We start from the raw sequence: 24,919 nt of genomic DNA on the forward strand, positions 1-24,919 counted from the left end.
TTAGGTGACGACCTGTGCCGACACACAAAGTATCAAGGTATAAACGGCGCCGACAACGAATAAAATCCCAAAAATGAGCTTATTCTGCTGAGCAAGCCAGAGGGGTAGATAAATATCAAAGTTGTCTCTGCGATTTTTCGTGTAGCGCGCTGCCACTTTGGTGAGCGGGCAGCGCATATTGTTGAAAACTAGCACTGTGACCTCAAGCATAACAATACCTATGAGAACCGCTGATATCGCTAAATCCCCCTTATACGTATAGATAGGGATCGCAAAGATACAGGTCGCAAATACAAACCAAACCACCGTATGAATCAGCCTAATTAGGTGCAGCTTGGATTCCGGTTGCATTGACGCCCCGCGCTATGTTCCTAACACGTTATCTGACAGTATGCTTAGAAGCCTGCCACCTCCTATTATTTAGATCCTGGCAGGTCAGTGAATTAAACTGAATTCCCCTTAAATCAACCCATCCTATGCATCACGCAAAGCTTGTTGCCGGAGGGGTCGCGTAAATAGCCGAGATATAGGTCACCGATTGGGCTCTCACGTACCCCAGGAGGGTCTTCACATGCTACACCGCCATTGGCGAGACCTGCCGCGTGCCACGCATCCGCCGCAGCTGAACTTGTTGCCGAAAAACCAATAGTGCTGCCATTACCATGACAGGCTGGCTCGCCATTTATTGGTTTAGTGATCGCAAAGAGGCCACTGTCGGTGAAGTAAAAACAACGACCTTTTTCATCGATTACACCTGGCGCGTAGCCCAAGGCACCCAAAACCGCATCGTAAAAAACCTTTGATTCTTGAACGTCGTTTGCACCAACCATAATATGACTGAACACTTTTGCTCTCCCCACTAACAGTTAAAAAATTCACGAGATCGTTGGTACTATCTCAAGAATATTGAAAAACCGCCATTATTTTTTTGAGAGCAAGCCACACAGGCAAAATGCAGACCCACAAAAATATCTTAGAGTCCGGATGATTATCTTGCTGAAGAGTTGACTCCATAGCGAAGAGGGGAACCTGACAGCTCCCCTCGCCGTATTGCGCTGACCTCAGACCAGAGGAATTAGGAAAGAATTTAGAGAAAGTTACTTAATCATATAAGTAAACTTGACTCCGAACTCACGATGATGAGGCCGAATTCGAATACCAGCTGCACCAAAATTATCCGAAGTTCCAGTATAATAATCTTCCTCAAAGGCATTCTTAACGAAAGCCGAGACACGGAACTGTTCGCCTTCCAATCCAGCACTCAGATTCACAACCTGGTAATCATCAATCTGGTATGGATATTTAGGTAAAATGAATGCGTCGCCATTAACAGTTTGACCGACCAGCGAACCAACCGCTTCGATATCACTCACCGTTTCATCCGTATAGGACCATTGCGCACGGAAATACGCATCCAAATCACCGATATTGAAGCCGTATTCAAGAGTGGTACTCAAACTTAACTCCGGGGTTCTTGGCAAGGTTTCTCCGGAAACATCTATGATATTGGGAAGCCCGTTGGTTTCCCCTTTAAGTACTGCATTTTTATAGTCGTCAAACTCCGCATCGATATAACCTAAATTTAGGGACCAGGTTAATCTTTCCGCCAGCAATGCCACCATTTCAAGCTCAACTCCTTGCGCACTGGCTTCCTTAGCATTTTGGGTGGTTGAGATCGCAGAACTGATATCGTTGGGGTCTTCCAGACGATCAGTTTGTACTTGAAAGTCCTCCCAATCTAACATGAATACAGCACCTGACAGGCTAACACGTCCATCGGCCAGTTTACTTTTGAACCCAAGCTCGTAACTGATCAGCTCTTCCGAGTCGTATTTTGCTCCTTGTGTCCTTGAACCACCTGTCACATCGGTACCACCAGACTTATAACCTTTTGAAACACTACCGTAGAACGTCAGATCATCATTCGGTATATAGCGAAGAACCACTCTTGGCGAGAAGTCAGTGAAGGTCTCACTATCAGATACCGGCACAGGGCCACGGTTGAAATCAATTTCAGAAGCAGACACTTTATCTCGAGAATAACGTCCACCAAGCGTAAGGTCTAAAACATTACTGAGATGCCAGGTCGCTTCACCAAATAGTGCGGAACCTTCAAATTCAAATTCTTGTTCGTTATTATTAATGAAACCCACCGCTGTACCGCTCGGACTGTCATCTGGCAGCAACTGAATTTGGTTGGTTTTTTCTAATTCATCTTTGGCGTAGAAGACACCAACAGTCCAATCCATATTAGAGTCGCCTGCGGATTGCAATCGAAATTCCTGGCTGAAGGATTCCCCCTGATAATCATTAACCCGTCTCAGAGGAAGTGGGCCAAAGGTAAAGGGAACCCCATCCAGATCTGACTCCCGGTCGAAGGAGCTATCCAACCAGCCAGTGATGGACTTGAATGTCATGTTTTCCAAATCCCAGGTTACCCGAGCGTTAATGATAGTAAACTCTTTGTCATTCAGCTCAATGGTATCACGATCTATTTTGTCATCGTTTTTCGGATAAAACCCTTGTCCTGAATCGATTGCATCATGTGGCCCAATACCAAAAATGGATTGGGTATCGAGGTCGACAACACCGGACGGGACGCTGATATCACCCCCCTCATCTTCCTCGGTGTGGGTTATTGACATATCCAATGTAACCGCATCAGTCGGTAATGCACGAAATGAGACCCTGGCCGTCGAGTATTCATAATACGGGTCATTTCCCATCGAGTTTACATTTTCAATGGGAGTATCCGATTCATCATAGGCAAATACAGCTCGCGCCATAAATTTTTCAGAAATTGGGACGTTAATAATGCCCTCAATGCCATAACTATCAAAATTGCCAGCGCTGACAGTACTTTCAAAATAAAACTGTCCATCCGGTTTCTTGGTGGTGATGTTCAGTGCGCCACCTACAGCATTGCGTCCGTAATAGGTACCCTGCGGGCCCCGTAAGACTTCGATGCGTTCCATATCCTGCAACTGCGGATTAATTGTACCCTGCGCAACACTACCCACCGAAAGCTCATCAATGTAGTATCCGATGGAGTTAGCTGCTGCAATGCCGTCCAGAGTAATATTACTGACACCACGGACACTGATATTGACACTTCTGCTACCGCCTTCTCCATCTTCAGAGAAGCCAACGTTCGGCGTTAACGCCAGATAGTCGGCAGCTTCAGTAATATTCGAGCGTTTTATTGTTTCGGCTGTAAAAGCTGAGACACTGATAGGGACTTCCTGCAGAGATTCATCCCGCCTCTGCGCACTTACAATAATTTCTTCCAAAGCTAATTCTTCAGCCGCTAAATTCGGTGCATAAGTTCCGGCTACAGCTGACGCAATAATTGCAGTAGAAAATAGATTTAGTTTGTAATTCATCTGTCTGTTCCTCGTGAATTTCTAATGTTATCGAATAGTTCATCTATTTCTTATTGCTTTAAGCTCCGCCTGTCAGTGCATGATCCTCAACCGAACACAAGACAAATTTCTTAGCGCGGAATTATTTAATCCCATTATTAAATAATTTGCAAGCTTATTTATCAGCTTACAGGCGTGTTAATTCTGACTAATTTCTGTGTTTATATGCTACAAATAGCTTAAACCTAGGATATTAGGTGTTTTTAAGCCGTTAGGATTGACGCCGCCTGGAAAAACTCTGTTATACAAGAAATAATAAAAAAATTAATGGGATATATGAATAGAAAATCAATGGGAGATAACTGTTCAGAAAAATCGTGGGATAGCGTAAAAGGAAGATAAAAAACCATTAGTGTTATTTAAAATAAGGAGGAATTTAACCTCCGTAGAGTAGTATTAACCAAAGAAACCACTCAGCCAATTCAAACTCACCATCACAATTTTCAGTTCAGTAAGACAATTAGCCTCGTCCTAAACGTATCAGTCGCACATCTACTGTGACCGATAATGCCATTAGCGCCGAAGCTCTTGCACGACCTTCGGAACTGGCGCGGTAAAAATGTGGCGTCATGGCCAACAGGTCGGAGACCTGCTTCGCATTGGTTAGTTTTATCGGATAACGGATAGTTTGATTAGTCAGCTGAGTAAAGCCTTCGGGTATAGGCGCACCTGTCACCGTTTCCGCCTTTAGACTTGAGTAGATTATTTCGCGCAGTTCCCTTAGATGATCTGGCCCGGCGTCGACCTGTACTACCTCTCCGCCCGGTTTAAGCACGCGAGCAAATTCGCTGTAGACGGGAAAGCCGAAAATACAGAGCACTCGATCTAGACTGTTTGTTTGCACAGGAAGATTAGCATTACTCGCCACCACCCAATTTGATTGCTGATATTGTTTGGCCGCGGAAAGGATCGCCCATTTAGAAATATCCAAACCCAACAATGCCAAACTTGACCCATCACTGGATGCTGCTGCCAACTGACGCAGGTAATAACCTTCGCCACAGCCAGCATCAAGACAGCTCGCATTAGAGGGCAGATTTTCAAGTGCTGCTTGATTCACCGCAGCGGCAATCGGTTGGTAAAAACCGGCATTGAGAAAACGCTGCCGTGCCGCAACCATTCCCTTGCTATCACCTGGGTCGCGGGAACGTTTATTCTGTACTGGCAACAGGTGGGTGTATCCCTGGCGAGCGATATCGAAACTATGCCCGGCGGCACAGCGCCACGAGGCCCCATCGCAAAGCAAGTTGTTGCCGTCCAATGGGCAAGCCAATGCCTGAAACGAAGTGATACTCATGAATAATAAACCATTGTGAGAGTAATATTAGAACAGTCAGGACCGACAATTACCGGTAAGATATTAGCGCCTGCTTTAGGTTATACCTAAGCAAACGGCTAAATAAACAATCGCCGAATTCCGCTCGTTGAGGATCCCCGCTCCCAGGCTTCGTCAAACAAACGTAGCAGCTTGCCCGCTTCGCGGGCATCATTGAAATTCACTTTACCCAAGTAGCGATCATATTCGTTACGGAATAAAAAACCCACCTGATCGGCAACTAAAAAAGCCTCTCTATTATTTTTAAAATCTTCCGCAATACACCGCACCTGTACGTTGCTGGAAAACTGCTGGCACATGGCAATCAAGCGATGCCCTTCCTTCACGGCTGGGCTGGTGTCACGCACCAATATCTGTACCATTGATCTACGGTGATAGTGCGCCACTTTGACTAAGGCATTGATAAAGGCTTCATGGTTATACACCGGACCTTCCAGATCATTCGAAAAAATCTGAATACTACGTTTTGCTTGCTGTGCCAGCAGTAGCGCCGCCTCGCTAAACTCCAGCGCCGTGGATAGTTTGAATAACTGGCTGGATTCACCAAGAATCTGATCTTCTAAGCGCAAATCCTCTTTTTTTGACTCTCCCATTAGCCCACCTTTGGCTTAACCATTAAGCTCTTCAATGAGGCGAAATAATGCCCTTAATTTCTCTGGATTTTTAATACCAGGGCTGACCTCGACGCTGGAGGATAAATCCACGCCCAGCGGATGCACCGCATGAATTGCCTGGCTGACATTATGCACACCTAAATTGCCCGCTAAAAATAACGGGTATCTCGCGGCGATGGTGCGGGCACGCTGCCAATCAGATTCATGGCCCGTACCGCCCCACTCATCACCCACACGCGGAGCATCCATTAACAATCGACAGCCGTAGCGGTCGAGTAATTCAAAATCATTCAGGTCAAAATTTTGAATCGCCTTCAGCACCGGCGCATCAATCTGTTGACAGTATTCGGGCGTTTCCAAACCGTGCAGCTGGGCGATGCTCAGCCCCACTTGATCGACAATGCGGTTAACCTTGTCCGCATCTTCATTGAGAAACACGCCCACCTTTTCGATATCCTTGGGCAGTTGTTCACAGATACGTTGTGCTTGCTCAACGGAGCAGACCCGCGGACTGGATTCCACGAAGATAAAACCCAGACCCCAGGCACCTAAATCAGCCGCCAACTTAGCATCTTCAAAGCGCGTTAGGCCGCAAATTTTGACGTTAACCATTGATCAGTTTACGCAAGGCCGTCCCAGGCTGGCCATCCTTCATCAAAGAGGTTCCTACCAAAAAGCCGTCATAACCGATGTCTCGAAACGCATCAATTTCAGTACGGTCATAAATACCGCTTTCGCATATTTTGATGACGTCCTGCGGAATCATCGTATAGAGTTCTTCCGCTGTTTTCAGGTCAACCTTTAGGGTGTCCAGATTACGGTTATTGACCCCAATCACCTTAGCGCCGATATTAATCGCCGTTTCCAGTTCGTCAGCATCGTGCACTTCGACCAGCGCGCTCAAGCCTAGCTCGCTGGCCAGGTCGTAGAATTCTTTTAATTGCACCTTATCCAAATAGCGTACTAACAACAACACCACATTGGCGCCGATATAGCGCGCCAAATAAAACTGATACGGGTCGAAATAAAAATCCTTCATCAGAATCGGCACCCGCGGATTGGCGCGCCGTGCGTCCATCAGGTACTGATAAGAGCCATGGAAATATTTGGGTTCAGTCAAGATGGATAAGGCTTTAGCGCCGTTTTGTACATATTGATTGGCCACTTCAACCGGAGAAATAATGTCGGGATCAAAGATCCGACCCTGGGACGGACTACCGTATTTAATCTCGGAGATGATATTAATCTCCCCTGCCGGAAAAACGTTTTCAAACTGATCCGGCGGCGCGAACAAGCGCTCCGATGCAACCCTCTCAAGCGGATATTTCTTTTTATCCCTCTCGACACGCAACCCTGTTTCTTCAAAAATCTTTTCCAGCATCATTCAATCCTATCCGCCAAAGGCGATTACCCTATTCAATAAATCTATCGCTTTACCGCTTTGCTGCACCGATCTAGCCAGCTCCACGCCGTCTGCTAAGTTGTCCACCTTACCGCCCACATAAAGGCTAGCGGCGCTATTGAGCACCACGCAATCCGCTCGTGGCCCAATCTCGCCAGCGAGCACCGCTTTTAAAATAGCCGCGTTATCTTGTGCATCACCACCTTTGAGTTGCTGCAAATCACAGTACGCAAAACCATAATCTAGCGGATCGATGAGCATGTCTCTAACACCGCCATCCTCAACCATTTTTGCATTGGTGGGCGCTGCCATGGAAATTTCATCAAGCCCATCAGTAGAGGACACCACCATCACGCGCAGATTATTCAGTTGCAAGGCTGCTTCTGCAATGACCGTCATTAGATGGCGATCATAAACACCTATGACTTGGCGTTTGACCTTGGCAGGGTTTAGCAGCGGCCCCAGAATATTGAAAATGGTTTTTATTTTAAGTGCTTTACGAATGGGCGCGATGTATTTAAAGGCCGGGTGATAAACCGGTGCATAGAGAAATACAAAGCCGCTTTCTTCCAGACAGGTTTGTGCTCGCTCTGGCGGCATATTGACATCAACACCAAGCGCCTCCAGCACATCGGCACTACCACTTTTACTGGTGACCGATCGATTACCATGTTTAGCAACTGGTACACCACAGGCTGCGGTGAGTAACGCTGCAGTAGTACTGATATTGAAGCTACCCGAATGATCGCCGCCCGTACCACTGTGGTCGACCACGTCATCACCAACAGCAATACAGTTTGCCTTTGCCATCAGCGCCTGCGCAAAAGCGGCCAGTTGCTCCGCCGTTTCACCACGACAGCGCATCACCGCCAACAGCGCCGCCAACTGTTCCGGCGGAGAGTTCCCCTCGCAAAATTCTGTCAGACAGTTTTTCAGCCGCTCGGTAGCGACCTCGCGGCCCGTGATTAAGTCATCAATGAGTTGTTCCATTCGACTGCTTCCTCGAAACGGCTTATTGCTCCGTTTGTATAAAATCCGATAGTGTCTCAGTGCCTTTGAGCACCACCTCAAAAGTCTCCTTCACCAGCAAACGATCCTTTTCAAACACCATCATCTGCCAGGTACCAGGCATCAATTCATAGGGTTCGGTGATTTGAAAGGCAATGGTATGGCTGCCTGAGCTGAACTTAAGATCTTTGACTTCAACATATTTATCATGCCGTTCACCATCGGGATGGATAATGCCAGGAGTCAAATACAGTAAAGTGACGAGGTTATTCGTTTCCTGTTTACCACTCAAGCTGTAGCGAATACCAAATTTGGTGCCGAGTTTCGCAACAACTTTCTTAGTCGGTATTACTTGTTCCGCGCCACCGCTGATGACGAGTGTACCGGGTTCATTGGTGACACCCGGTCGTTCGAATATCCCCGACTCCAGCGCAATAATATTAAGTTCCGCCGAAGCAACTGAAGAAAAACTTAAAAGCAGAAGAACTAAGAAAAAATGATACCTTTGCATCTAACAACCGCCTGACATTTTATATCGTCAGGCAACTTTATAATGGTCACAGGCTTTTTTGAAGCTTGTTTGGGGATTAAAACAGATTATTCGCCAAACGAGCAGCTATCTGCTGCCTGGAAAATTTATCACACTGAACTACAGGTTAAATGCCTATCGGGAAATACAAAGAGCGCATAACGCTAGCTTGTTGCTAAGAGTCGCATTGAATAAACTGGCGCGGAAAGGTCTTACGATAACATTGCCGCTGTTTCAATTCTTTAAACCAGCGCATGATCTGCGGAAAATCCTGATACGCCGTCGCACCATAGGCCTCAGCAATTCCAAAACGCGGTAACAGCGCGCATTCTGCAACAGAAAATTTGTCGCTAAAGTATGGTTTATCACCAAGCCATTGTTCTAGCTGAGCAAGACAGTTGCGCCATGCCTCCTCACTCTTATGAATGACATCCCAATCCCACTCTGCCTTAGGCTTGGAACGCTTCTCAAATACCTGATCCCTTAACGCGGGGCCGACGACTGTATCTGAATAACTCACGAGCAATCGTTGTTGGGCGCGCCGTGCGGGTGATCCCGGGTAGAGTTTCTCTGGCCCGTAGACATCTTCCAAATATTCGAGGATGGTATTGGATTCCCAAATAACTGTTGGCCCATCGACAAAGACAGGTACTGACCCTTTCGGGTTGTACTTGATCACTTCTGGGTGCTTTTCACCCAGCACAGTATCAATTAATTGATAATTAATCCCCAGCTCAACCAAAGCAATACGTACTTTCCAGCAGAAGGGACAGTCACTGCGGTGATAGAGCGTTATCATAGGTAATCCGGTATTAAAGACGCGAAAGTCTAAGTTCGCGTAAATGATCTAGCACATATTCAATTCGGTCGCTGCCCCAGAAGATATTTTCACCGATAACAAAGGTGGGCACACCAATAACACCGAGAGTTTGCGCCTCCTCCCAGTTTTTCTCCAACTGAGCCAGATTAGCCGGAGAGCCAATGGCCTGAGTTAATTCGGCGCGATCCAAACCTACTTTATCGCCAACGCTGAGAATCACGTCAGTATCACCGATATCCAAACCATACGCCCATTCGGCGCGCATCATCTCGACGAGATAGGGGCGCAATACGCCTTTTTGTTCCGCTAACAAAGACCCTGCCCCAGCTTTGGTAGGCTCAGTAGTCATCGGCGGCGGATTCATGGGGATGCCCATTTTTTTGGTAATACGGGCGACATCCTGCCGAGTTAACGGCACTTTGACCTTGGCGCGATCAGGCGATGACCTGCCGGTCCAGCCACCCAATGGACGCCAGACCAGATTGGTATGGAATTCATCAAACACCTGAAACAGGGTTTTTGATGCGATGTAGCAATAGGGACTACGGAAATTGAAATAGAGTTTTACGTCAATTGGGGTTGTCATAAATGGCCCTCACCCTAGCCCTCTCCCAGAGGGAGAGGGGATTATTCTGTGCGGCTCTCCCAGAGGGAGAGGGGGTTATTCTGTGCGGCTGGCGAAATTATCTCGCCTTCATCCGCTTCTCTTTGCGTCTACCTAGATCGCGCCTCTCTCTGGAAGAACACGCGATCTATTCCCTCTCCCACTGGGAGAGGGCTAGGGTGAGGGACAAAACTACTCACCACGCTCCTTCGCCATCGTCAACGCCAGATCTTCGATCATATCTTCCTGACCGCCAACCGTACCGCGACGCCCTAACTCAACCAAAATATCGCGCGCGGAAATACCGTATTTCTCAGCTGCGCGTTTGGCAAACAACAAGAATGAGCTATAAACACCGGCGTAACCCAGTGTCAGCGCATCACGGTCGAGACGAATCGGATGGTCCATCAATGGCACGATCAAATCTTCCGCTACGTCCATCACCTTAAACAGGTCGACGCCGGTTTCGACGCCCATGCGATAGAGCACGGCGACAAAGACTTCCAGCGGGGTGTTACCCGCACCGGCACCCAGACCAGCGACTGAACCGTCAATTCTAGCGGCACCAGCTTCGATGGCTGCCAGTGAATTGGCAATGCCCATACCCAGGTTATGATGCCCATGAAAACCAACCTCGGTTCCTGGCTTTAATTCCGCGCGCAACAATCCAATTTTTTCGGTTACTTGATCCGGCAACATATAGCCCGCCGAATCAGTACAGTAAACACAGTTAGCACCATAGGATTCCATGAGTTTAGCCTGCTCCAGAATTTTCTCCGGCGATGCCATGTGTGCCATCATCAGAAAACCAACCGTATCCATTTTCATTTCTGCGGCCAGACCAATATGCTGCTGCGAGACATCCGCTTCGGTGCAGTGGGTCGCAACTCGGATGGTACTAACACCACAGTCATGGGCCATTCTGAGATGATCAACGGTACCAATGCCCGGCAACAACAAAGCTGATACCTTCGCCTGTTTCATTTTGGGAATAACAGCCTTGAGATATTCTTCATCGCTATGCGCAGGAAAACCATAGTTGACTGAAGCCCCACCTAAACCATCACCGTGGGTGACTTCAATTAGCGGCATACCGGCTTCATCCAATCCGGTCGCAACATCAATCATTTGTTGCAGGCTGATTTGATGCTGTTTCGCGTGCATACCGTCACGCAGACTCATATCGTGGAGGGTGACTTTCTTACCTTTTAAATTCATTCTCTTATCCCTCCTATCCGCGCGCTGGCAAAGTAATGGTTTGGTTGGCCGCTTCTTCAGCAAACATCTCCGCGGTGCGCAAGCCTGCAGCCGTCATTATGTCGAGGTTACCCGCATACTTGGGTAAGAAGTCCCCCAGACCTTCCACCTCCATGAACACTGAAACTCGGTTGCCGTCGAATACCGGGCCGTTGACCAGTTTATAACCAGGCACATACTGCTGCACTGCTTCCACCATGTCCAATACCGACTGAGTGATCGCTTGCTGATCCGGTGCCGTTTCGGTAAGACAATGAATGGTATCGCGCATAATCAGCGGTGGCTCTGCCGGGTTAATAATAATGATGGCTTTGCCTTTTTTCGCGCCACCCACCTGTTCCACGCCAGCGGCGGTGGTACGGGTAAATTCGTCGATATTCATACGGGTGCCGGGGCCGACGGATTTCGATCCGACGGTCGCGACTATTTCACCGTAGCTCACTGGTTGCACGCGGGAAACGGCGGCGACGATGGGAATCGTCGCCTGCCCACCGCAGGTCACCATATTGACGTTCATTTCCAGTTTTTCCGCATGCGCTTTGAGGTTCACCGGCGGTATACAAAAGGGGCCAATCGCTGCGGGAGTCAGGTCGATCATAATCACACCCAACTCATTGAGCTTGCGACTGTTTTCGGCGTGTACGTAGGCAGAAGTGGCATCAAAGGCAATACGGATATCATCTTCGATAACATGCGACAACATACCATCAACGCCGGAGACAGAGGTTTTCATACCAAAATCACGGGCGCGTTTAATCCCTTCGGATTCCTCAATCCCCACCATCCAGACCGGTTCTATCCAGTCACTGCGCATTGCCTTCATCAGCAAGTCGGTGCCAATGTTGCCGGGGCCGATAATGGCCGCTTTTAATTTTTTACTCATCATTCAATCCCACAGATTAATTCTACCTGTTATTACCCATCATAAATGCAACGGTAGTCGCACCTACTAAGAATCAAATAAACTTCATAGTAACGTCGCCTAAGTGCTGATAGCGAACCACGATTGAATCACCTGGTTCTACCAAAACCGCGGCGGTAATGCCACCCGTCATAATGTAACTACCCGCAGGGATTTCCTCGCCACGCTCATCTAACATTTTCGCCAGCATCGCGACGGCGTTAGCGGGGTGGTCCAGCACGGCTGCGCCCGCACCCATTTCTACGATCTCTCCATTTTTTAGCATCACCACGCCCAGTGTGCTCCAATCAAAGGCGTCTGCGGCGGCGGAACGACTGCCGACCACAAAGCGGGTGGAGGAAGAGTTATCTGCCTGCACACTGGTGATATCAAATTTGAAATCCTTGTAGCGCGAATCGATAATTTCTACTGCGGGTACCACCACATCAGTTGCGTCCAGCACTTCTTCGATAGTGACATTTGGCCCTTTCAAAACTTTCTTGGTGACCAGCGCTAACTCCGCTTCCACCTTGGGGTGAATCAGTTCTTTGGTCTCCACCTGGGCACCATCTGGGAGGCTAAAATAATCCGCCAGGAATCCGTAACAGGGCTGCTCAACACCCATTTGTTTCATTTTCGCCCAGGAGGTCAGGCCCATTTTCATGCCGACCATTTTGGTGCCGCGAGCTTCTTTGCGGCGACGAATTTCCCACTGGATATCGGTCGCATCATCGAAGGTCATGTTCGGGTAATCGTCGGTAATTTTGGTGACCTCGTAGGCTTCCAATTCCGCATTTTCCAAATGTTCTGCCAGTTGTTCGATAGTCTTTTGATCTAAAGTTCGCATCATTTTTTTCCAATATTCGTTGAGTTGGTCAGCCTGCTAGGTGAACTGCACCGAGCAATCACCGATACCACCAATTCGTACACTCATGTGGTCACCTGCCTGCACAGGCTCTAACGGCACAAGCGAACCGGACAGAATAATCTCGCCCGCTTTCAATGGAATACCGAATTGACCCAAGGTATTGGCGAGCCAAGCCACACAGTTAACCGGACTACCTAGCGCAGCCGCACCCGCGCCAGTACTGATAGTTTTACCGTTCTTGGTAACGACCATACCACAGGTAACCAGATCAACATCCTGTGGCCGAGTCGCGGCGTTTTCATTAACCACAAATAAACCGCAAGAAGCGTTATCCGCGACAGTATCCTGAATTTTGATACGCCAGTTTTCAATACGCGAATCAACTACCTCAAAACAAGGCATGACGGTTTCCGTGGCAGCCAGCACCTGTGCGATGGTAACACCGGGGCCTATTAAATCACGTTTGAGCACAAAAGCGATTTCGCCTTCTGCTTTAGGCTGGATAAGCTCTTTGCTGATCGGCATCTCACCGCTGTAGATCATTTTATCGGTGAGAAAACCAAAATCAGGCTGATGCACATTGAGCATGTTCTGCACTGCTTTGCTGGTGACGCCGATCTTTTTACCGATCATCTTCTCGCCTGCGGCTAAACGGCGTTCAAGTATTTGCAACGAAATATGATAAGCATCTTCAATGCTGATATTGGGATAACGTTCAGTCAGCGGCGTTAAGGTGGAGCGATCAACCAGGGCACCGTATAGCTCATCGCCCAACGATTTGATTAGTTCTTTATCCATCATGATTTAATCCTGCTAATTTAAAAATGCTTTCATCAGCTCGATAAAGCGCTGGTTTTTTTCAATTTGAGTCCAATGTCCGCAATGCCCAAACACATGCAGCTCAGAGCCTTCAATCCATTCTGCAAGCTTCAGTGAGGTCTCCAACGGAATTACCTGATCGTCGCGACCGTGAATGATTAAGGTCGCTTTTTCAATGGCTCTGATAGCCTGTTCCTCAGAAGCCATGGCGTCAACCCAACGCTGCCGGGGTGCGGGAAACATGCTGGCATAGCTTTCCTGCACGCCGGGGCGGATACTCGCCTGATACCGCAGTTCGGCTAACTCGTCGGTGACCAAGCTGCGATCCCAGGCAAACAGGTCCATCAGCTTGCGCATGTTCTCCACGGAAGGGGTATAGCCCCAAACCGCATCCAGACCCGGTGAGATTTCAAAGGGTACACCGACGCTACCCATTAACACCAATTTACGCACTCGCTGCGGATATTTGATAGCGGTCGCCAGAGCAACTGCACCACCAAAGGAATTACCGATAATGTCGGCCTGAGCAATGTCGAGTCTATCCATTAAATCAATCAGCTGTGCGACCCAATGATCAAGGCTGTAGTTGAAATTCTCTGGTCGTTCGGTAAAACCAAAGCCAACCATATCCGGCGCTATCACCCGATGTGATTGCGCCAATGCTGGTATAATTCCACGCCAGTTAGCCCAGGACGATACCCCGGGGCCAGAGCCATGCACCAACAGCAGGGGAAAACCTTCACCCTGATCATGATAGTTAGTGCTAAAACCACCAGTGTCGATGGCATTCGCTATTTCTGGGTTTTCTGGACTCATTATTCCGCCCGCTAATCAAAGCTTGATGCAGATATTTTTCAGCTCGGTATAGAATTCCAGTGAATGTTCACCACCTTCGCGTCCGATGCCGGACTGTTTCGATCCACCAAAAGCGGTGCGTAAATCACGCAGAAACCAGCTGTTCACCCAGCAAATTCCACACTCAATCCGGCCGGAAACTCTGATTGCGCGCGAGGTGTTTTCTGTCCAAACCGCAGCTGCCAAACCATAGGGTAGCGAGTTGGCCAACTCAATGACTTCATCTTCCGTATCAAACGGACGAATATGACAACAAGGTCCAAAAATTTCTTCGGTAACCACCGCTGCATCATCCGGCAACCCCGTCCAAATAGTAGGCTCCACCCAAGCGCCACCTACCAATTCAGCGGGCATATTCGGGACTCCGCCACCCAACACAATAGTTGCTCCAGCATCTTTTGCCTTTTGGTAATAGCTAAGCACCTTACGTTGATGCTCGTGGCTGACCAGCGGCCCCATATCGACTGTCGGATCTTCTGGAACGCCTAGTTTTAACTGTTTGGCTCGCTCCGCAAAGCGGGTGACAAATTCATCAAAAATCGACCGTTCCACGTAGACGCGTTCCGTGCCTAAACAAACCTGGCCACAGTTGGCAAAGACTGAGCGCATGGTACCCTCGATAGCTTTCTCCATGTCACAATCAGCAAATACGATACCTGGATTTTTACCACCCAGCTCGAAGGATACATCACGCACGCCAACCGCCGCCGCTTTCATAATAGCTTCGCCTGTACGCGTTTCACCGGTAAAGGTAACAGCATCGACGCCCGGATGCTCAGTCAAAAATGCGCCAGCGGAATCAGGGCCGAAGCCTTGAATCACGTTAAACACACCGGGAGGAACACCCGCTTCGTTCATCACTTCACCTAACAGCGCGGTCGTAGTCGGGGTTTCTTCCGAAGGCTTAACTACGACGGTGTTACCACAGGCCAAAGCTGGTCCGACTTTCCAGGTCATCAATAACAATGGTAAATTCCACGGGCTGATCACACCTATCACGCCCTTGGGGCGGCGCACGGAAAAATTAAGCGCCCCAGTACCGTCCGGCGTTGGCGTTTCAAACGATTCGTTCGCTACATTCTTAACCAGGTCGGCGAAGACCTTAAAGTTAGCTGCGCCACGCGGAATATCGATGTGATTGGCAATGGATACCGGCTTGCCGGTATCGGCACATTCCGCTTTGAGGAACTCATCAAAACGGGCTGTCACTCCATCTGCCACACGATGCAAAATCTCACTGCGTTGGTCTGGGGTCATACTACCCCAGGGCCCTTTCAGTGCTTTGCGCGCCGCTTCTACCGCCGCATTGACTTCGGCACGACCTGCTTCATGGACGATACCGATCAGGGAACCGTCTACCGGTGTGCGATTTTCAAAAGTTTTGCCTGAAGTGCCTTTCGTGTATTCGCCGTTTATAAAATTCAATATGTCTTTTGTACTCATTTATACGCTCTCTTTATCAGCACCAATTTTATTCAGTGCGGCAACCGCACACTCCATATCCTGCGTTTCACTCGCACCGGATACGCCAATGCCGCCGACTCGCTCGCCGTCGACAACGATTGGGAAGCCACCGCCAAACATCACCATCCTGTCCCGTTGCAAAAGACCTTCTTTTACGGCAACCGACATACTTTGCGAGATTTCCGTCCAGCGGTGCGTCGGCAAGCCAAAACTGGCTGCGGTATAGGCCTTGTCCGTAGCAATGTCACTGCAATGGAAGGGCGCCAGAGGATCGCATAAGAACGCAATTGTGCGGCCATTACGATCTACCACCGCAATACTCACATGAACCGACAAAGCCTGAGCTTGCAACATCGCCGCCTCGCAAGCCAAATGCGCCGACGCCCAATCAATCGATGCCTGTTGAATAATATCCATCAGCAGCCCTAGGTTAAAACACTCAAAAATCGTTCATTTAAGACACGATCATGATAGAAAATTGCTTTGCCGAGCTGATCTGCATCCCAGGTGACCACAGGGTGATCTGGGTAGGTGTAATCCCCACCGCAGAATACTTCTGAGCGGTTACCAGAAGGATCGAAGAAATAAATGGTCTGGCCATGAGTTAAACCATGTCGGGTCGGACCAATATCAAGCGACATATCATGCATTGAGATGATATCTGCAGCACGCAACACATCTCCCCAGGTCTCCAGATAGAAAGAAGCGTGGTGCAACTTACCTTTTTCTGGATGACGCACCCATGCCAGATCATGCGCTTTCATAGAACAGCTGATAAACTGCGCCACACGCAATTCTCCATCTACAACTTCTTCGCTCAATTGAAACCCGAGCACATTACAAAAGAGGTCGAGAGCGCCATCGAGATCATCGCCATAAAGTAAGCAATGGTCGAAGCGTTGTGCACGCATGCCTTTCAATTCTTCCGGCCAAGCATCGGGATTTTTCGGATGAATACCCCACTTGCCGGTCTGTTTTTTTTCTGCATAGAGCTCAAACATATGTCCGGTGGGCGAGTCAAAACGTACCCGTTCTCCACAGTCATTTAGCTCACCGGCAGGAATAACTTCCACCTGACAACCAAAATCAATTAGCTCCTGCTTTAATTGATTCATTACTTCGGTGGACACTACTTTAAAACCCATAAAATCCATACCGGGCTCATCGGCCGGACGCAGTACAACTGAATAGGCGTCGACTTCTGTCCAACCCTTAAGGTAGACACGACCACTCGAATCGCGATCCATCTCGATCAACCCCATACGATCACGGTAGTGACACACTGCTTCATCCATATCCATGACACGAATTTGAATATGCCCCGGTCTCATCACACCTTTACTCATTTTGCCTCTCCTCGGTTATCTAAATACCAGCAGTTTTTATCTTCTATCCCCATTCTTCCGGCTGAATACCACCTCTGCGATTGGTTTTACCACTTAGTACACTTTGGCCTCATGCTCTTCACTAACCGCCACTTCAAATACCAAATTCGTACGTGGATAAGATCGACAAGCCAACACATAACCCTGCGCTTGTTCTTCCAAAGACACCTGCTTGCGACTCATCGCTTTGGCAATATACTCGCCCTTCACCACCTTGATTTTACACACACCACAACCACCACCCCGACAACCTACCTTAATTAAGCCGGGATTGGTTCTTTCCATCGCCACCAACAAGCTTTGGTTGGGCGAACAGTTAAAAAAGGCTCCAGTTGCTTTGTCCTGTACTTTATATTTGATTGCCTGTTCCACCTAAATCTACTCTGTTAGATTCGTTTGAACAGCGCGCTTCGAGTCGCTTCTCCAGCGCCATCGGCAGCCGTCAGGAAACGCTCCATATGGATATCGCGCTCAAACAAACGCCCCTGCATTAGAGCACTAATGGCGGCATCGATCATTGGCGGTGGGCCGCAAAGATAAGCCTTATTCCCGCTAAATTTTCCATCAAAATGAGCCACTGCAGCTTCATGTACAAAACCAGTAAACCCTTCCCAGTGATCATCAGGATTAGGTTCGTTAAGCGCGGGTACATACTCAAAGTTATCATGCTCCTTGGCGAGCGCCTCGAACATCTCCCGGTTGTACAGTTCAGACACATTACGCGCACCTTGGAATAACACAATCCTGCGTTGATCACCCACTTCCAGCAGATCTAAAATCATCGATTGCGGCGACGACAGCCCAGAACCACCAGCAATAAAAATCAAATCCTCTGGCGCGGACTTACGCACAAAAAACTGCCCATAAGGCCCGGAAAGTTCGAGCGTGTCACCAACCTTAAGCTGCTGATGCAAATAGGTGGTGCCAGCTCCTTCTGGGACATGCCGCACATGCAATTCAATCTGCTTGTTGAGCGATGGTTGGTTAGCGATGGAAAAGGCTCTAACCCCTTCTACGCCAGGAATACTCAAGTTAATATACTGTCCTGCCTGAAACGCCATCTCTCCATCCAGATCCAGATGAATACCCTTGATAGTTGGCGATAGCTGCACAATTTCCCTAACGGTGCCTTGGTAGTCCTGAATGGGATAGCCCTCAAAATCTGGATCAACGTCGATATCCGCCTCAATCACCATGTCAGATTCTGCGGTGGCGCAGCACACCAATATCTTGCCTTCGTCACGCTCCATATCCATCAGTGCAAAGGGTGACGCATTACCCACTTCATACTCACCCTCAACCACCTGGCACTTGCAGGTTGCGCAGGTACCATGGCCACAGGCGAAGGGTAACCAAACACCTTGGCGTAATGCCGCATCGAGAATGGTTTGGCCCTCTTCCACTTCAATGGTATCGCCAGTGGGTTCAATGGTGATTTGATAACTCATCGATTGCTATTCCTTCTGTAATCTGTGGTGAACACGCTAAACACCAGCGTTGGCATAACCTTTTAGTTCAGGGGTTGCAAAACGGATAAGTGATTTATGTCCTACGCCCTGCTCTTCTAACCCCTTGTTGAAATCGGGCTTAAAGGCGGCACCATCCAATAGCCAATTGGCTGTTTCCCAATTGATTTTCTTAAACTCAGGATGCTGGCCAAAAGCATCAGGCATCACCTGTTCAATGAGCTGTCTGAAGGTCATGTCCGGCGGTAAAGGCACCGCTTTCGAGGCGCAAAACAACAGGTGGTGATCCCACCCAATAAAGACCATGATATTACCGTGGTAGTTTTCCCGTGCGTCTTTCACATCACCGTGATAATCCGGTGTCATCGCATGTACTGGCATTGTTGTTTCTCTCTCTAATTCTAAATAAATCCATCAGCCGTTATGACTGTGCCGGTTAAGCCACACCTTTCCAGGCTTTCCAGCGCTGGTCATCCGGCGAACCGGTGAATTCCATATTGTCAGCGCCCATATTCAAGCGGTAATAGTCTTTCAACACTGTTTCCACGTCAGCTCCACCGCAATTGCCTTGGAAGATTTGCTGTACGGGCAACCAGGCATGCACATATTTTTCTGGCTCGTCGTCAAATATGTTTTTACAGCCATCGGAACAGAAGTGATAGCGATCACCCTTGTAGACAGAATCCCGATAAGCTATCAACGTTGGATTATCCATTTCGGTGAACCCCATAGGGATCTGACAGGTCTGGCAAAGTTGCGGTAACCCAGAACAGTAGAACCGCTCACCTTCCTTCTCCATTTGCGCTGCCAATTCGAAACGCGGGCGATAATACTGGTCAAACGTATCAGGGTATTTCTCGCTCAACCAATCCAGTTCTTTGGCCGAAGGAATCCAGGTATGGAAGGCCGCCGCATGGGTGAAGTTGTAGAAAATCCACCAGGCCTGGTGACTCAGATGCTCTTTTTCCTTAGCGATGGTTTCAACATAATCCGGCATAACTATTCCGTAACGTGCTAAATCCTTAAACAGAGCGCCGCCAGCTTCTTCGAAATACACTTCCCAGGCCTCTTTCCAGGACATCACTTTATTGGGCAACATGTAATCCATCATCATCGCCACCAGCGCCAATACCCGGTAGCCACGCCATAACCACTTATTGATCCATTTTTGTACGATGGGCAGATTATCTTCGTGTTGCTCCAGTAGAAATTTGATCACTTCCAGACCCAAGGTCATGTGGCGCGCCTCATCCGACTGCGCGGAAAAACCGAAAGTCACCGTCGCCATGTCACCGTTATAGGCGGCACCGGACATAAAGGGTACAAACAACAGATTGGTTAATACATATTCAAATGAAAAACCAATCGCGATCATAAATTCGAACGGGCCAGCGGTACGCGCGTCATCAAAGAACGACTTAGGCACCGAAAGATACCAAACCCGGTCATGCATATGCGGGAATTCATGAAAGCCATCGAAGAATTTATTGTAATGACTCATCGCATGAACCTGAGTCTGCACGTGACGCAGTTCATCCAGCGACTGCATTTGGCAGGCAACTCGAGCACCAACACCACTAAACTGGCGGCCTACTGCAGCAAAACCTTGGTGAGCCTGATATTCCAAAGGCGATACACCTGTTAGAAATAGCTTTATGGCATTCACATAACGTGCATCAGTAACGTTGACGTGGCCATTGTTTTGCGAAAAAGCATCAAAAATTGCGTACAATTTTTTCTCTTTTTCTGCCTGATATTTCCAATACGCATCCATGGTCAAACGGAAAGGGTCTTCCCATTTGCTCCAATCGGTAATCTTAATGCCTTCGAAATCCTCTTGCGGAAAAGCATCCTTACGATTCTGGTAATCAAAATCCCAGTCCAGATCCCGAGTTAACAGACGGTACTTGTCTTTAATATTCAATTTAGCAGCCATTCTTCAATCCCCTACTGTTTCCACTCGATGGTTAACTGATCGTCATCTTCATCGACGTTACCCGCCAAGGTAATTAAGTTCATATGCAATTCCTGGACATTCCAATCACGGCCAATTTTTTCTTCTACGGTTTCACGGCAAATAATCAGTTTGTTTTCGTTCTCTACCCGGATCATGGCCGGCTGGCGGATCACCGTCGCTTCCGGGTTGTCTTCTTCTATAGCCTCAATGATGTAGCGAGACTCTTCGTTGTCCTGCAAGGCGATGTATACTTTTGACATAGTTAAAACCCTCTATTTAAACAATCCCGCCTTATTTAGACGCTTATCCAATTCTGCCTGCGCTAGCGGTAGAGCTTGCGCTCCCAGCAGTTCAACCGCCAGTGGTTTTAAAGCCGCTTCAACCTTCGGGCGCCAAGCGCTAATCCAAGCTTCAAGAGTCGCCTTATTTGCTGCTGACTCAGCTACCGCTGTTTTCAATACTGAGTCCACCCAACGACTGGTATCCTTATGCCAGTCCTGCATAAATTCCATCAGCATTGCTACATCCTGAGCACCATTATCCCTTAGCCACTGTTCGAATTGATTAAAGAAAATGTCATAGTTGAGGGTATCCATCAGTAAATCCTGCACCACAAACAGCTCAAACCAATCCTTCGTTATCAAGGTTTCTTCACAGAGCGCGCGCATACCCTGCCAAACCTCTTCTTGCAGCCAATAAGTTTTCGCTTCGGCCAGTTTATCGCCGGTGTTACCATCGAAAATCAGTCCGATACGGGACAAATACTGAGCAATACCGAAACGATCCATGCCGTCATAGAGCAGTGCCTGTGTAATCGCCGTACCGTAACCATAAGCAGTGCCATACACGTTATTTAAGTTAGCGGTATGCTCAACATGACGCAGGGGCACCAAAAACCGGATCAACTTTGCTTTAACCTCATCGCTGAGTAGATCAGCCAGATTGCGCTTCTCGAAGAAACTGTAATTACTTTCAGCAACTTCCTGCATCTTGGCGCGTTGCTGCACATAGGTACCGTAGTAAAACTGCCGAGGATCGCGGAACGCGTACCAATCTTCCATCTGAATGGCGGTGCGGCGTGTATCGTTCAGCTCATACTCTGGTTGCCACATTGGTTTGTAGTGGAAATTGGCGACCGCTTGCAGATCGTAGGTGCCTTCTTGATAGCGTGTCGCTGGCTTATCACCAAAACGCCGCTCGATGTGGGCGAAGGTGTTACGCACCGGCTCTAAGGTGGCGGTTTTAATTTCTATTGTCATAATTTCATCCCATGTTTTGCTAAATCTTATTTTCTAAACCTGTTTCCAAATACGCTACATCACTGCCTATCAGGCATTAGTGCTGGCAAGTTCTATTCGCTTTCCTCTCCATAACGCCACTTACGCATATCCTTATCTACCATTTCAGCCTGCTCAGCTGTCATGTTCACAGCTTGATTTTTTTTACAGAACTCTTCAAATGCAGCTGGCGGCAAAATAAGCTCTATGTAAATACTCGGATCGCCAATCGCAAAATCAAATTCGACAAACCCCTTGGTCAGCTTGCGAACTCGAACATAGCGGGTTAATTGCTCAGCTTTTGGTGGAGGCACCACTTTCAATGTCATATTCAGAGTCTGCATTTAAAATCTGTCTAAAATTTATTGGCTATCCGCCTAGTCCAGCGGCAGCACCAACCTTGAATCACTGTAAACGCTACCGCTGTATCGATATTAGGAGATAGCAGCAATTAATATGCCAAACTTACTTTATTTATATTTTTCATGTGGTTAGACTGTTATCTTTGCCCAGCAGCTCTGACTAACACAAACGAATTTAAGCAAATGGTGAAAAATTTAATTTGAGGCTTTTATTATTTGGTTAACCTAAGGACTATCTAGCTCAGCACAGAATTTCAGAGCTGAAAACCTGTGCTGTGTTAGCCAAAATATAAGTAATCAGGCAATCTCAGCTATCGAACCGATAGGTTCTGGCTAAAAAATAATTGCGCCCAGCCATTTTTAATGATTTGATCAAATTCTGACTAGCTTTAACGCGGTAACAGGAGTAGCTTGTCCCCCATGACTGCCACGAAATCAGAAATTTCTTTCCCAGATATCAATGATTTATCGCGCCTAATCCGGTTTCAGACGGATCAGGGCAAAATCTGGTTAGGCGAACAACGCAGTATTTTAATGACATTGCCCGCGCTGGCTGGATTTCGACGGGAAGTATTACAATCCTTAGGGCTGGAAAGAACTAAAGGGTTCTTTATGCGCCTAGGCTACCAAAATGGTCTCAAGGATGGCGAGATGGCGCGACACCTGCGCCCTGATGCCAGCGTCGTCGACATGTTTTTAGCAGGGCCGCAACTCCATATGTTGCGCGGTATGGTGCAGGTTAAGCCGTTACAAATAGAGATTGATCCTGAAACAGGTCATTTTTTTATGGAACATCTCTGGCTGAACTCTTTTGAAGTGGAGATCTGCCTTTCTGAATTCGGCATTCTAGAAGATCCTGTGTGCTGGATTCTCATTGGCTACGCTTGCGGTTACTCCTCATCGGCACTCGAACAGGAAATAATTTTTAAAGAGGTGGAATGCAGGGGTTGTGGCGATGAACACTGCCGCGCCATCGGTAAACCAGCGCACGAATGGGAAGACCACGAAACCTTTAAACGCTATTTCGTTGCCGATCCATTGATCGAAGAACTCTACGAATTACAGTCACAAATATCCGCATTGCGCAGGAATATCAGCGGCACCGATATGTTAAGTAATGCGGTGGGGCATTCAAAAGCATTTCAGCAAGTCTGTGACATGGCCAATAAAGCTTCCCACTCCAATGTTTCTGTGTTGCTCTATGGTGAAACTGGCGTGGGCAAAGAAGTCATGGCGCAGGGTCTACACAAACATAGCGAGCGAGCGAATGAACCATTCATCGCCGTTAACTGTGCCGCAATTCCTCCTGATCTCATTGAAGCGGAGTTATTCGGTGTTGAAAAAGGTGCTTTTACCGGCGCCACCCAATCCCGCATGGGGCGCTTCGAACGTGCCCACAAGGGCACTGTTTTTTTAGATGAAGTTGTCGAGCTAACACCGCGCGCCCAGGCGTCCTTGCTCAGGGTGTTACAAGAAGGTGAATTAGAGCGCGTCGGCGATAACCGCACTCGAAAGGTGGATGTGCGCGTCCTCGCCGCTACCAACGAAGATTTGGAGCTGGCGGTCAAAGAAGGTCGTTTTCGAGCCGATTTATTTTATCGACTCAATGTATTCCCCGTTACCATTCCCGCGTTACGCGAACGGCGCGAAGATATTCCGCTGTTAGTCGAACATTTTCTGGATAAATATCATGCGCGCTATCACAAGAAAACGCTGGGTTTATCCAACAAAGCAATGGAGGCGGTGATGGCTTATGATTGGCCGGGTAATATTCGCGAGCTTGGTAACATTATTGAACGCGGCGTCATTTTGACCGATACCAATGATACGATTGGCGTCGATGCGCTCATCATCGGTATTGATGAAAGCTCGCAAAACGTGAATGCGCTGTCCAGCACCGGCTCTCTGATCGCCGAAAGTGACGCTATTGCCAATCAGGCAAATATCGACGCCTCAACCGACTGGCCCGATGAAATATTTCGGCGTGGTATTGGACTAGAGGAAGCGGAACGCATTCTGATCGATAAAGCCATGACACAAGCCAAGGGCAACGTTTCCAAGGCCGCCCGTTTACTCAATATGACGCGCCCGGCACTAGCCTATCGCTTATCAAAAAATTAAGGAGCCCTTATTTAATTCAAGCGTTACTTCATCCAGTTTCAATTGGCTTTTCGGTTTTTGAACGCACAACTAAAACACCTCACCCCATTCTCGTTATCAGTTCATCAAAAGATGAAACCCAGAAAAATAATTTAATCATTTCATGAAATTGCCAATAACCTTTCGCACCTTCTAATCCTCCGCCCCATCAACAAACCTTTATTTATCCTTATATTTCATAACCTTAAATTTATTTTTATTCTCATTATCCAATTTGGCATAAGCATTGCTGCTATCTTTCCAGATTTAACAAATTCGGATTATGTAGAAATAACAATTATAAGGTTCTCTTACAGACACGGCTTTATTCGCTCTGACGCAAGTAACAGTACACAGCAAGTTTAGAATGCATAGAAAAATAAAGTCACCATAGACTGAAACTAATACCGAAATCCCTAAGTAGGAATTCGATT

General features: G+C 47.9%; 27 protein-coding genes. 1 reads left to right on the plus strand and 26 read right to left on the minus strand.

The features are described 5' to 3' along the window. The 26 genes from H6995_11900 to H6995_12025 all read right to left on the minus strand — a co-directional run bounded on the left by H6995_11900 (nucleotide 1) and on the right by H6995_12025 (nucleotide 22,313). A complete protein-coding gene (locus H6995_11900; protein ID MCP5215700.1) occupies nucleotides 1-351 on the minus strand; it encodes a hypothetical protein in 351 nt (116 codons plus the stop codon). 113 nt (nucleotides 352-464) lie between these two features. Beyond that, nucleotides 465-845 carry a VOC family protein gene (locus tag H6995_11905; protein ID MCP5215701.1) on the minus strand — a complete coding sequence of 127 codons (381 nt, stop codon included), beginning with the start codon at nucleotides 843-845 and terminating at the stop codon, nucleotides 465-467. A gap of 252 nt (nucleotides 846-1,097) precedes the next feature. Continuing rightward, nucleotides 1,098-3,383 (minus strand): TonB-dependent receptor, encoded by a 2,286-nt coding sequence (locus H6995_11910; protein MCP5215702.1) that lies wholly within the window; start codon nucleotides 3,381-3,383, stop codon nucleotides 1,098-1,100. Between the two features lie 499 nt (nucleotides 3,384-3,882). Continuing rightward, nucleotides 3,883-4,719 (minus strand): methyltransferase domain-containing protein, encoded by an 837-nt coding sequence (locus H6995_11915; GenBank protein ID MCP5215703.1) that lies wholly within the window; start codon nucleotides 4,717-4,719, stop codon nucleotides 3,883-3,885. A 98-nt stretch (nucleotides 4,720-4,817) separates the two neighbouring features. After that, nucleotides 4,818-5,351 (minus strand): phosphatidylserine/phosphatidylglycerophosphate/cardiolipin synthase family protein, encoded by a 534-nt coding sequence (locus H6995_11920; GenBank protein ID MCP5215704.1) that lies wholly within the window; start codon nucleotides 5,349-5,351, stop codon nucleotides 4,818-4,820. Between the two features lie 15 nt (nucleotides 5,352-5,366). Next, nucleotides 5,367-5,984: a phosphoribosylanthranilate isomerase gene (locus tag H6995_11925; protein MCP5215705.1), complete on the minus strand. Its 618-nt coding sequence runs from the start codon at nucleotides 5,982-5,984 to the stop codon at nucleotides 5,367-5,369. Then, complete coding sequence (gene trpC, locus H6995_11930) at nucleotides 5,977-6,756, minus strand: indole-3-glycerol phosphate synthase TrpC (GenBank protein MCP5215706.1); 780 nt, start codon at nucleotides 6,754-6,756, stop codon at nucleotides 5,977-5,979. Before trpC ends, H6995_11925 begins: the two co-directional genes overlap by 8 nt. A gap of 6 nt (nucleotides 6,757-6,762) precedes the next feature. Beyond that, a complete protein-coding gene (gene trpD, locus H6995_11935; protein ID MCP5215707.1) occupies nucleotides 6,763-7,764 on the minus strand; it encodes an anthranilate phosphoribosyltransferase in 1,002 nt (333 codons plus the stop codon). A 22-nt stretch (nucleotides 7,765-7,786) separates the two neighbouring features. Then, a complete protein-coding gene (locus tag H6995_11940; protein ID MCP5215708.1) occupies nucleotides 7,787-8,293 on the minus strand; it encodes a DUF3859 domain-containing protein in 507 nt (168 codons plus the stop codon). A 193-nt stretch (nucleotides 8,294-8,486) separates the two neighbouring features. Continuing rightward, entirely contained in the window at nucleotides 8,487-9,110 is a 624-nt protein-coding gene (locus H6995_11945) for a glutathione S-transferase family protein (protein MCP5215709.1), read from the minus strand. Between the two features lie 13 nt (nucleotides 9,111-9,123). Then, complete coding sequence (locus H6995_11950) at nucleotides 9,124-9,717, minus strand: DsbA family protein (GenBank protein ID MCP5215710.1); 594 nt, start codon at nucleotides 9,715-9,717, stop codon at nucleotides 9,124-9,126. Between the two features lie 210 nt (nucleotides 9,718-9,927). Continuing rightward, nucleotides 9,928-10,953 carry a 4-hydroxy-2-oxovalerate aldolase gene (dmpG, locus tag H6995_11955; GenBank protein MCP5215711.1) on the minus strand — a complete coding sequence of 342 codons (1,026 nt, stop codon included), beginning with the start codon at nucleotides 10,951-10,953 and terminating at the stop codon, nucleotides 9,928-9,930. A gap of 13 nt (nucleotides 10,954-10,966) precedes the next feature. Beyond that, nucleotides 10,967-11,875, minus strand: a complete 909-nt coding sequence (locus H6995_11960) for an acetaldehyde dehydrogenase (acetylating) (GenBank protein MCP5215712.1) — start codon at nucleotides 11,873-11,875, stop codon at nucleotides 10,967-10,969. A gap of 73 nt (nucleotides 11,876-11,948) precedes the next feature. After that, nucleotides 11,949-12,740 (minus strand): 2-oxo-3-hexenedioate decarboxylase, encoded by a 792-nt coding sequence (gene dmpH, locus H6995_11965; protein ID MCP5215713.1) that lies wholly within the window; start codon nucleotides 12,738-12,740, stop codon nucleotides 11,949-11,951. Nucleotides 12,741-12,776: 36 nt separating this feature from the next. Beyond that, nucleotides 12,777-13,559: a 2-oxopent-4-enoate hydratase gene (dmpE, locus tag H6995_11970; protein MCP5215714.1), complete on the minus strand. Its 783-nt coding sequence runs from the start codon at nucleotides 13,557-13,559 to the stop codon at nucleotides 12,777-12,779. A gap of 15 nt (nucleotides 13,560-13,574) precedes the next feature. Then, a complete protein-coding gene (locus tag H6995_11975; protein MCP5215715.1) occupies nucleotides 13,575-14,396 on the minus strand; it encodes an alpha/beta fold hydrolase in 822 nt (273 codons plus the stop codon). A 15-nt stretch (nucleotides 14,397-14,411) separates the two neighbouring features. Next, on the minus strand, nucleotides 14,412-15,878 hold the full coding sequence (locus H6995_11980; protein ID MCP5215716.1) for a 2-hydroxymuconic semialdehyde dehydrogenase: 1,467 nt from the start codon (nucleotides 15,876-15,878) through the stop codon (nucleotides 14,412-14,414). Further along, nucleotides 15,879-16,316: a heme-binding protein gene (locus H6995_11985; protein ID MCP5215717.1), complete on the minus strand. Its 438-nt coding sequence runs from the start codon at nucleotides 16,314-16,316 to the stop codon at nucleotides 15,879-15,881. It abuts the gene before it with no gap. 8 nt (nucleotides 16,317-16,324) lie between these two features. Further along, entirely contained in the window at nucleotides 16,325-17,245 is a 921-nt protein-coding gene (locus tag H6995_11990; protein MCP5215718.1) for a catechol 2,3-dioxygenase, read from the minus strand. 93 nt (nucleotides 17,246-17,338) lie between these two features. After that, complete coding sequence (locus H6995_11995; GenBank protein ID MCP5215719.1) at nucleotides 17,339-17,644, minus strand: 2Fe-2S iron-sulfur cluster binding domain-containing protein; 306 nt, start codon at nucleotides 17,642-17,644, stop codon at nucleotides 17,339-17,341. A 26-nt stretch (nucleotides 17,645-17,670) separates the two neighbouring features. After that, nucleotides 17,671-18,732, minus strand: coding sequence for a 2Fe-2S iron-sulfur cluster binding domain-containing protein (locus H6995_12000; GenBank protein MCP5215720.1), 1,062 nt, complete (start codon nucleotides 18,730-18,732; stop codon nucleotides 17,671-17,673). A gap of 36 nt (nucleotides 18,733-18,768) precedes the next feature. Next, nucleotides 18,769-19,131: a phenol hydroxylase subunit P4 gene (locus tag H6995_12005; GenBank protein MCP5215721.1), complete on the minus strand. Its 363-nt coding sequence runs from the start codon at nucleotides 19,129-19,131 to the stop codon at nucleotides 18,769-18,771. A gap of 55 nt (nucleotides 19,132-19,186) precedes the next feature. Next, nucleotides 19,187-20,686: a YHS domain-containing protein gene (locus H6995_12010; GenBank protein ID MCP5215722.1), complete on the minus strand. Its 1,500-nt coding sequence runs from the start codon at nucleotides 20,684-20,686 to the stop codon at nucleotides 19,187-19,189. An 11-nt stretch (nucleotides 20,687-20,697) separates the two neighbouring features. Then, a complete protein-coding gene (locus tag H6995_12015; GenBank protein MCP5215723.1) occupies nucleotides 20,698-20,967 on the minus strand; it encodes an MmoB/DmpM family protein in 270 nt (89 codons plus the stop codon). Between the two features lie 12 nt (nucleotides 20,968-20,979). Beyond that, nucleotides 20,980-21,966 (minus strand): phenol hydroxylase, encoded by a 987-nt coding sequence (locus tag H6995_12020; protein MCP5215724.1) that lies wholly within the window; start codon nucleotides 21,964-21,966, stop codon nucleotides 20,980-20,982. A 92-nt stretch (nucleotides 21,967-22,058) separates the two neighbouring features. After that, nucleotides 22,059-22,313 carry a phenol hydroxylase gene (locus tag H6995_12025; protein MCP5215725.1) on the minus strand — a complete coding sequence of 85 codons (255 nt, stop codon included), beginning with the start codon at nucleotides 22,311-22,313 and terminating at the stop codon, nucleotides 22,059-22,061. 453 nt (nucleotides 22,314-22,766) lie between these two features. Here H6995_12025 and H6995_12030 point away from each other — a divergent pair, with 453 nt between their 5' ends. Further along, the gene (locus H6995_12030) at nucleotides 22,767-24,467 is read left to right on the plus strand and encodes a sigma-54-dependent Fis family transcriptional regulator (protein MCP5215726.1); all 1,701 of its coding nucleotides are present in this window, start codon (nucleotides 22,767-22,769) and stop codon (nucleotides 24,465-24,467) included. The last annotated feature ends 452 nt before the right edge of the window (nucleotides 24,468-24,919 follow it).

Source organism: Pseudomonadales bacterium (genome assembly GCA_024234615.1).
In the GTDB taxonomy this organism is placed as follows: domain Bacteria; phylum Pseudomonadota; class Gammaproteobacteria; order Pseudomonadales; family IMCC2047; genus JAJFKB01.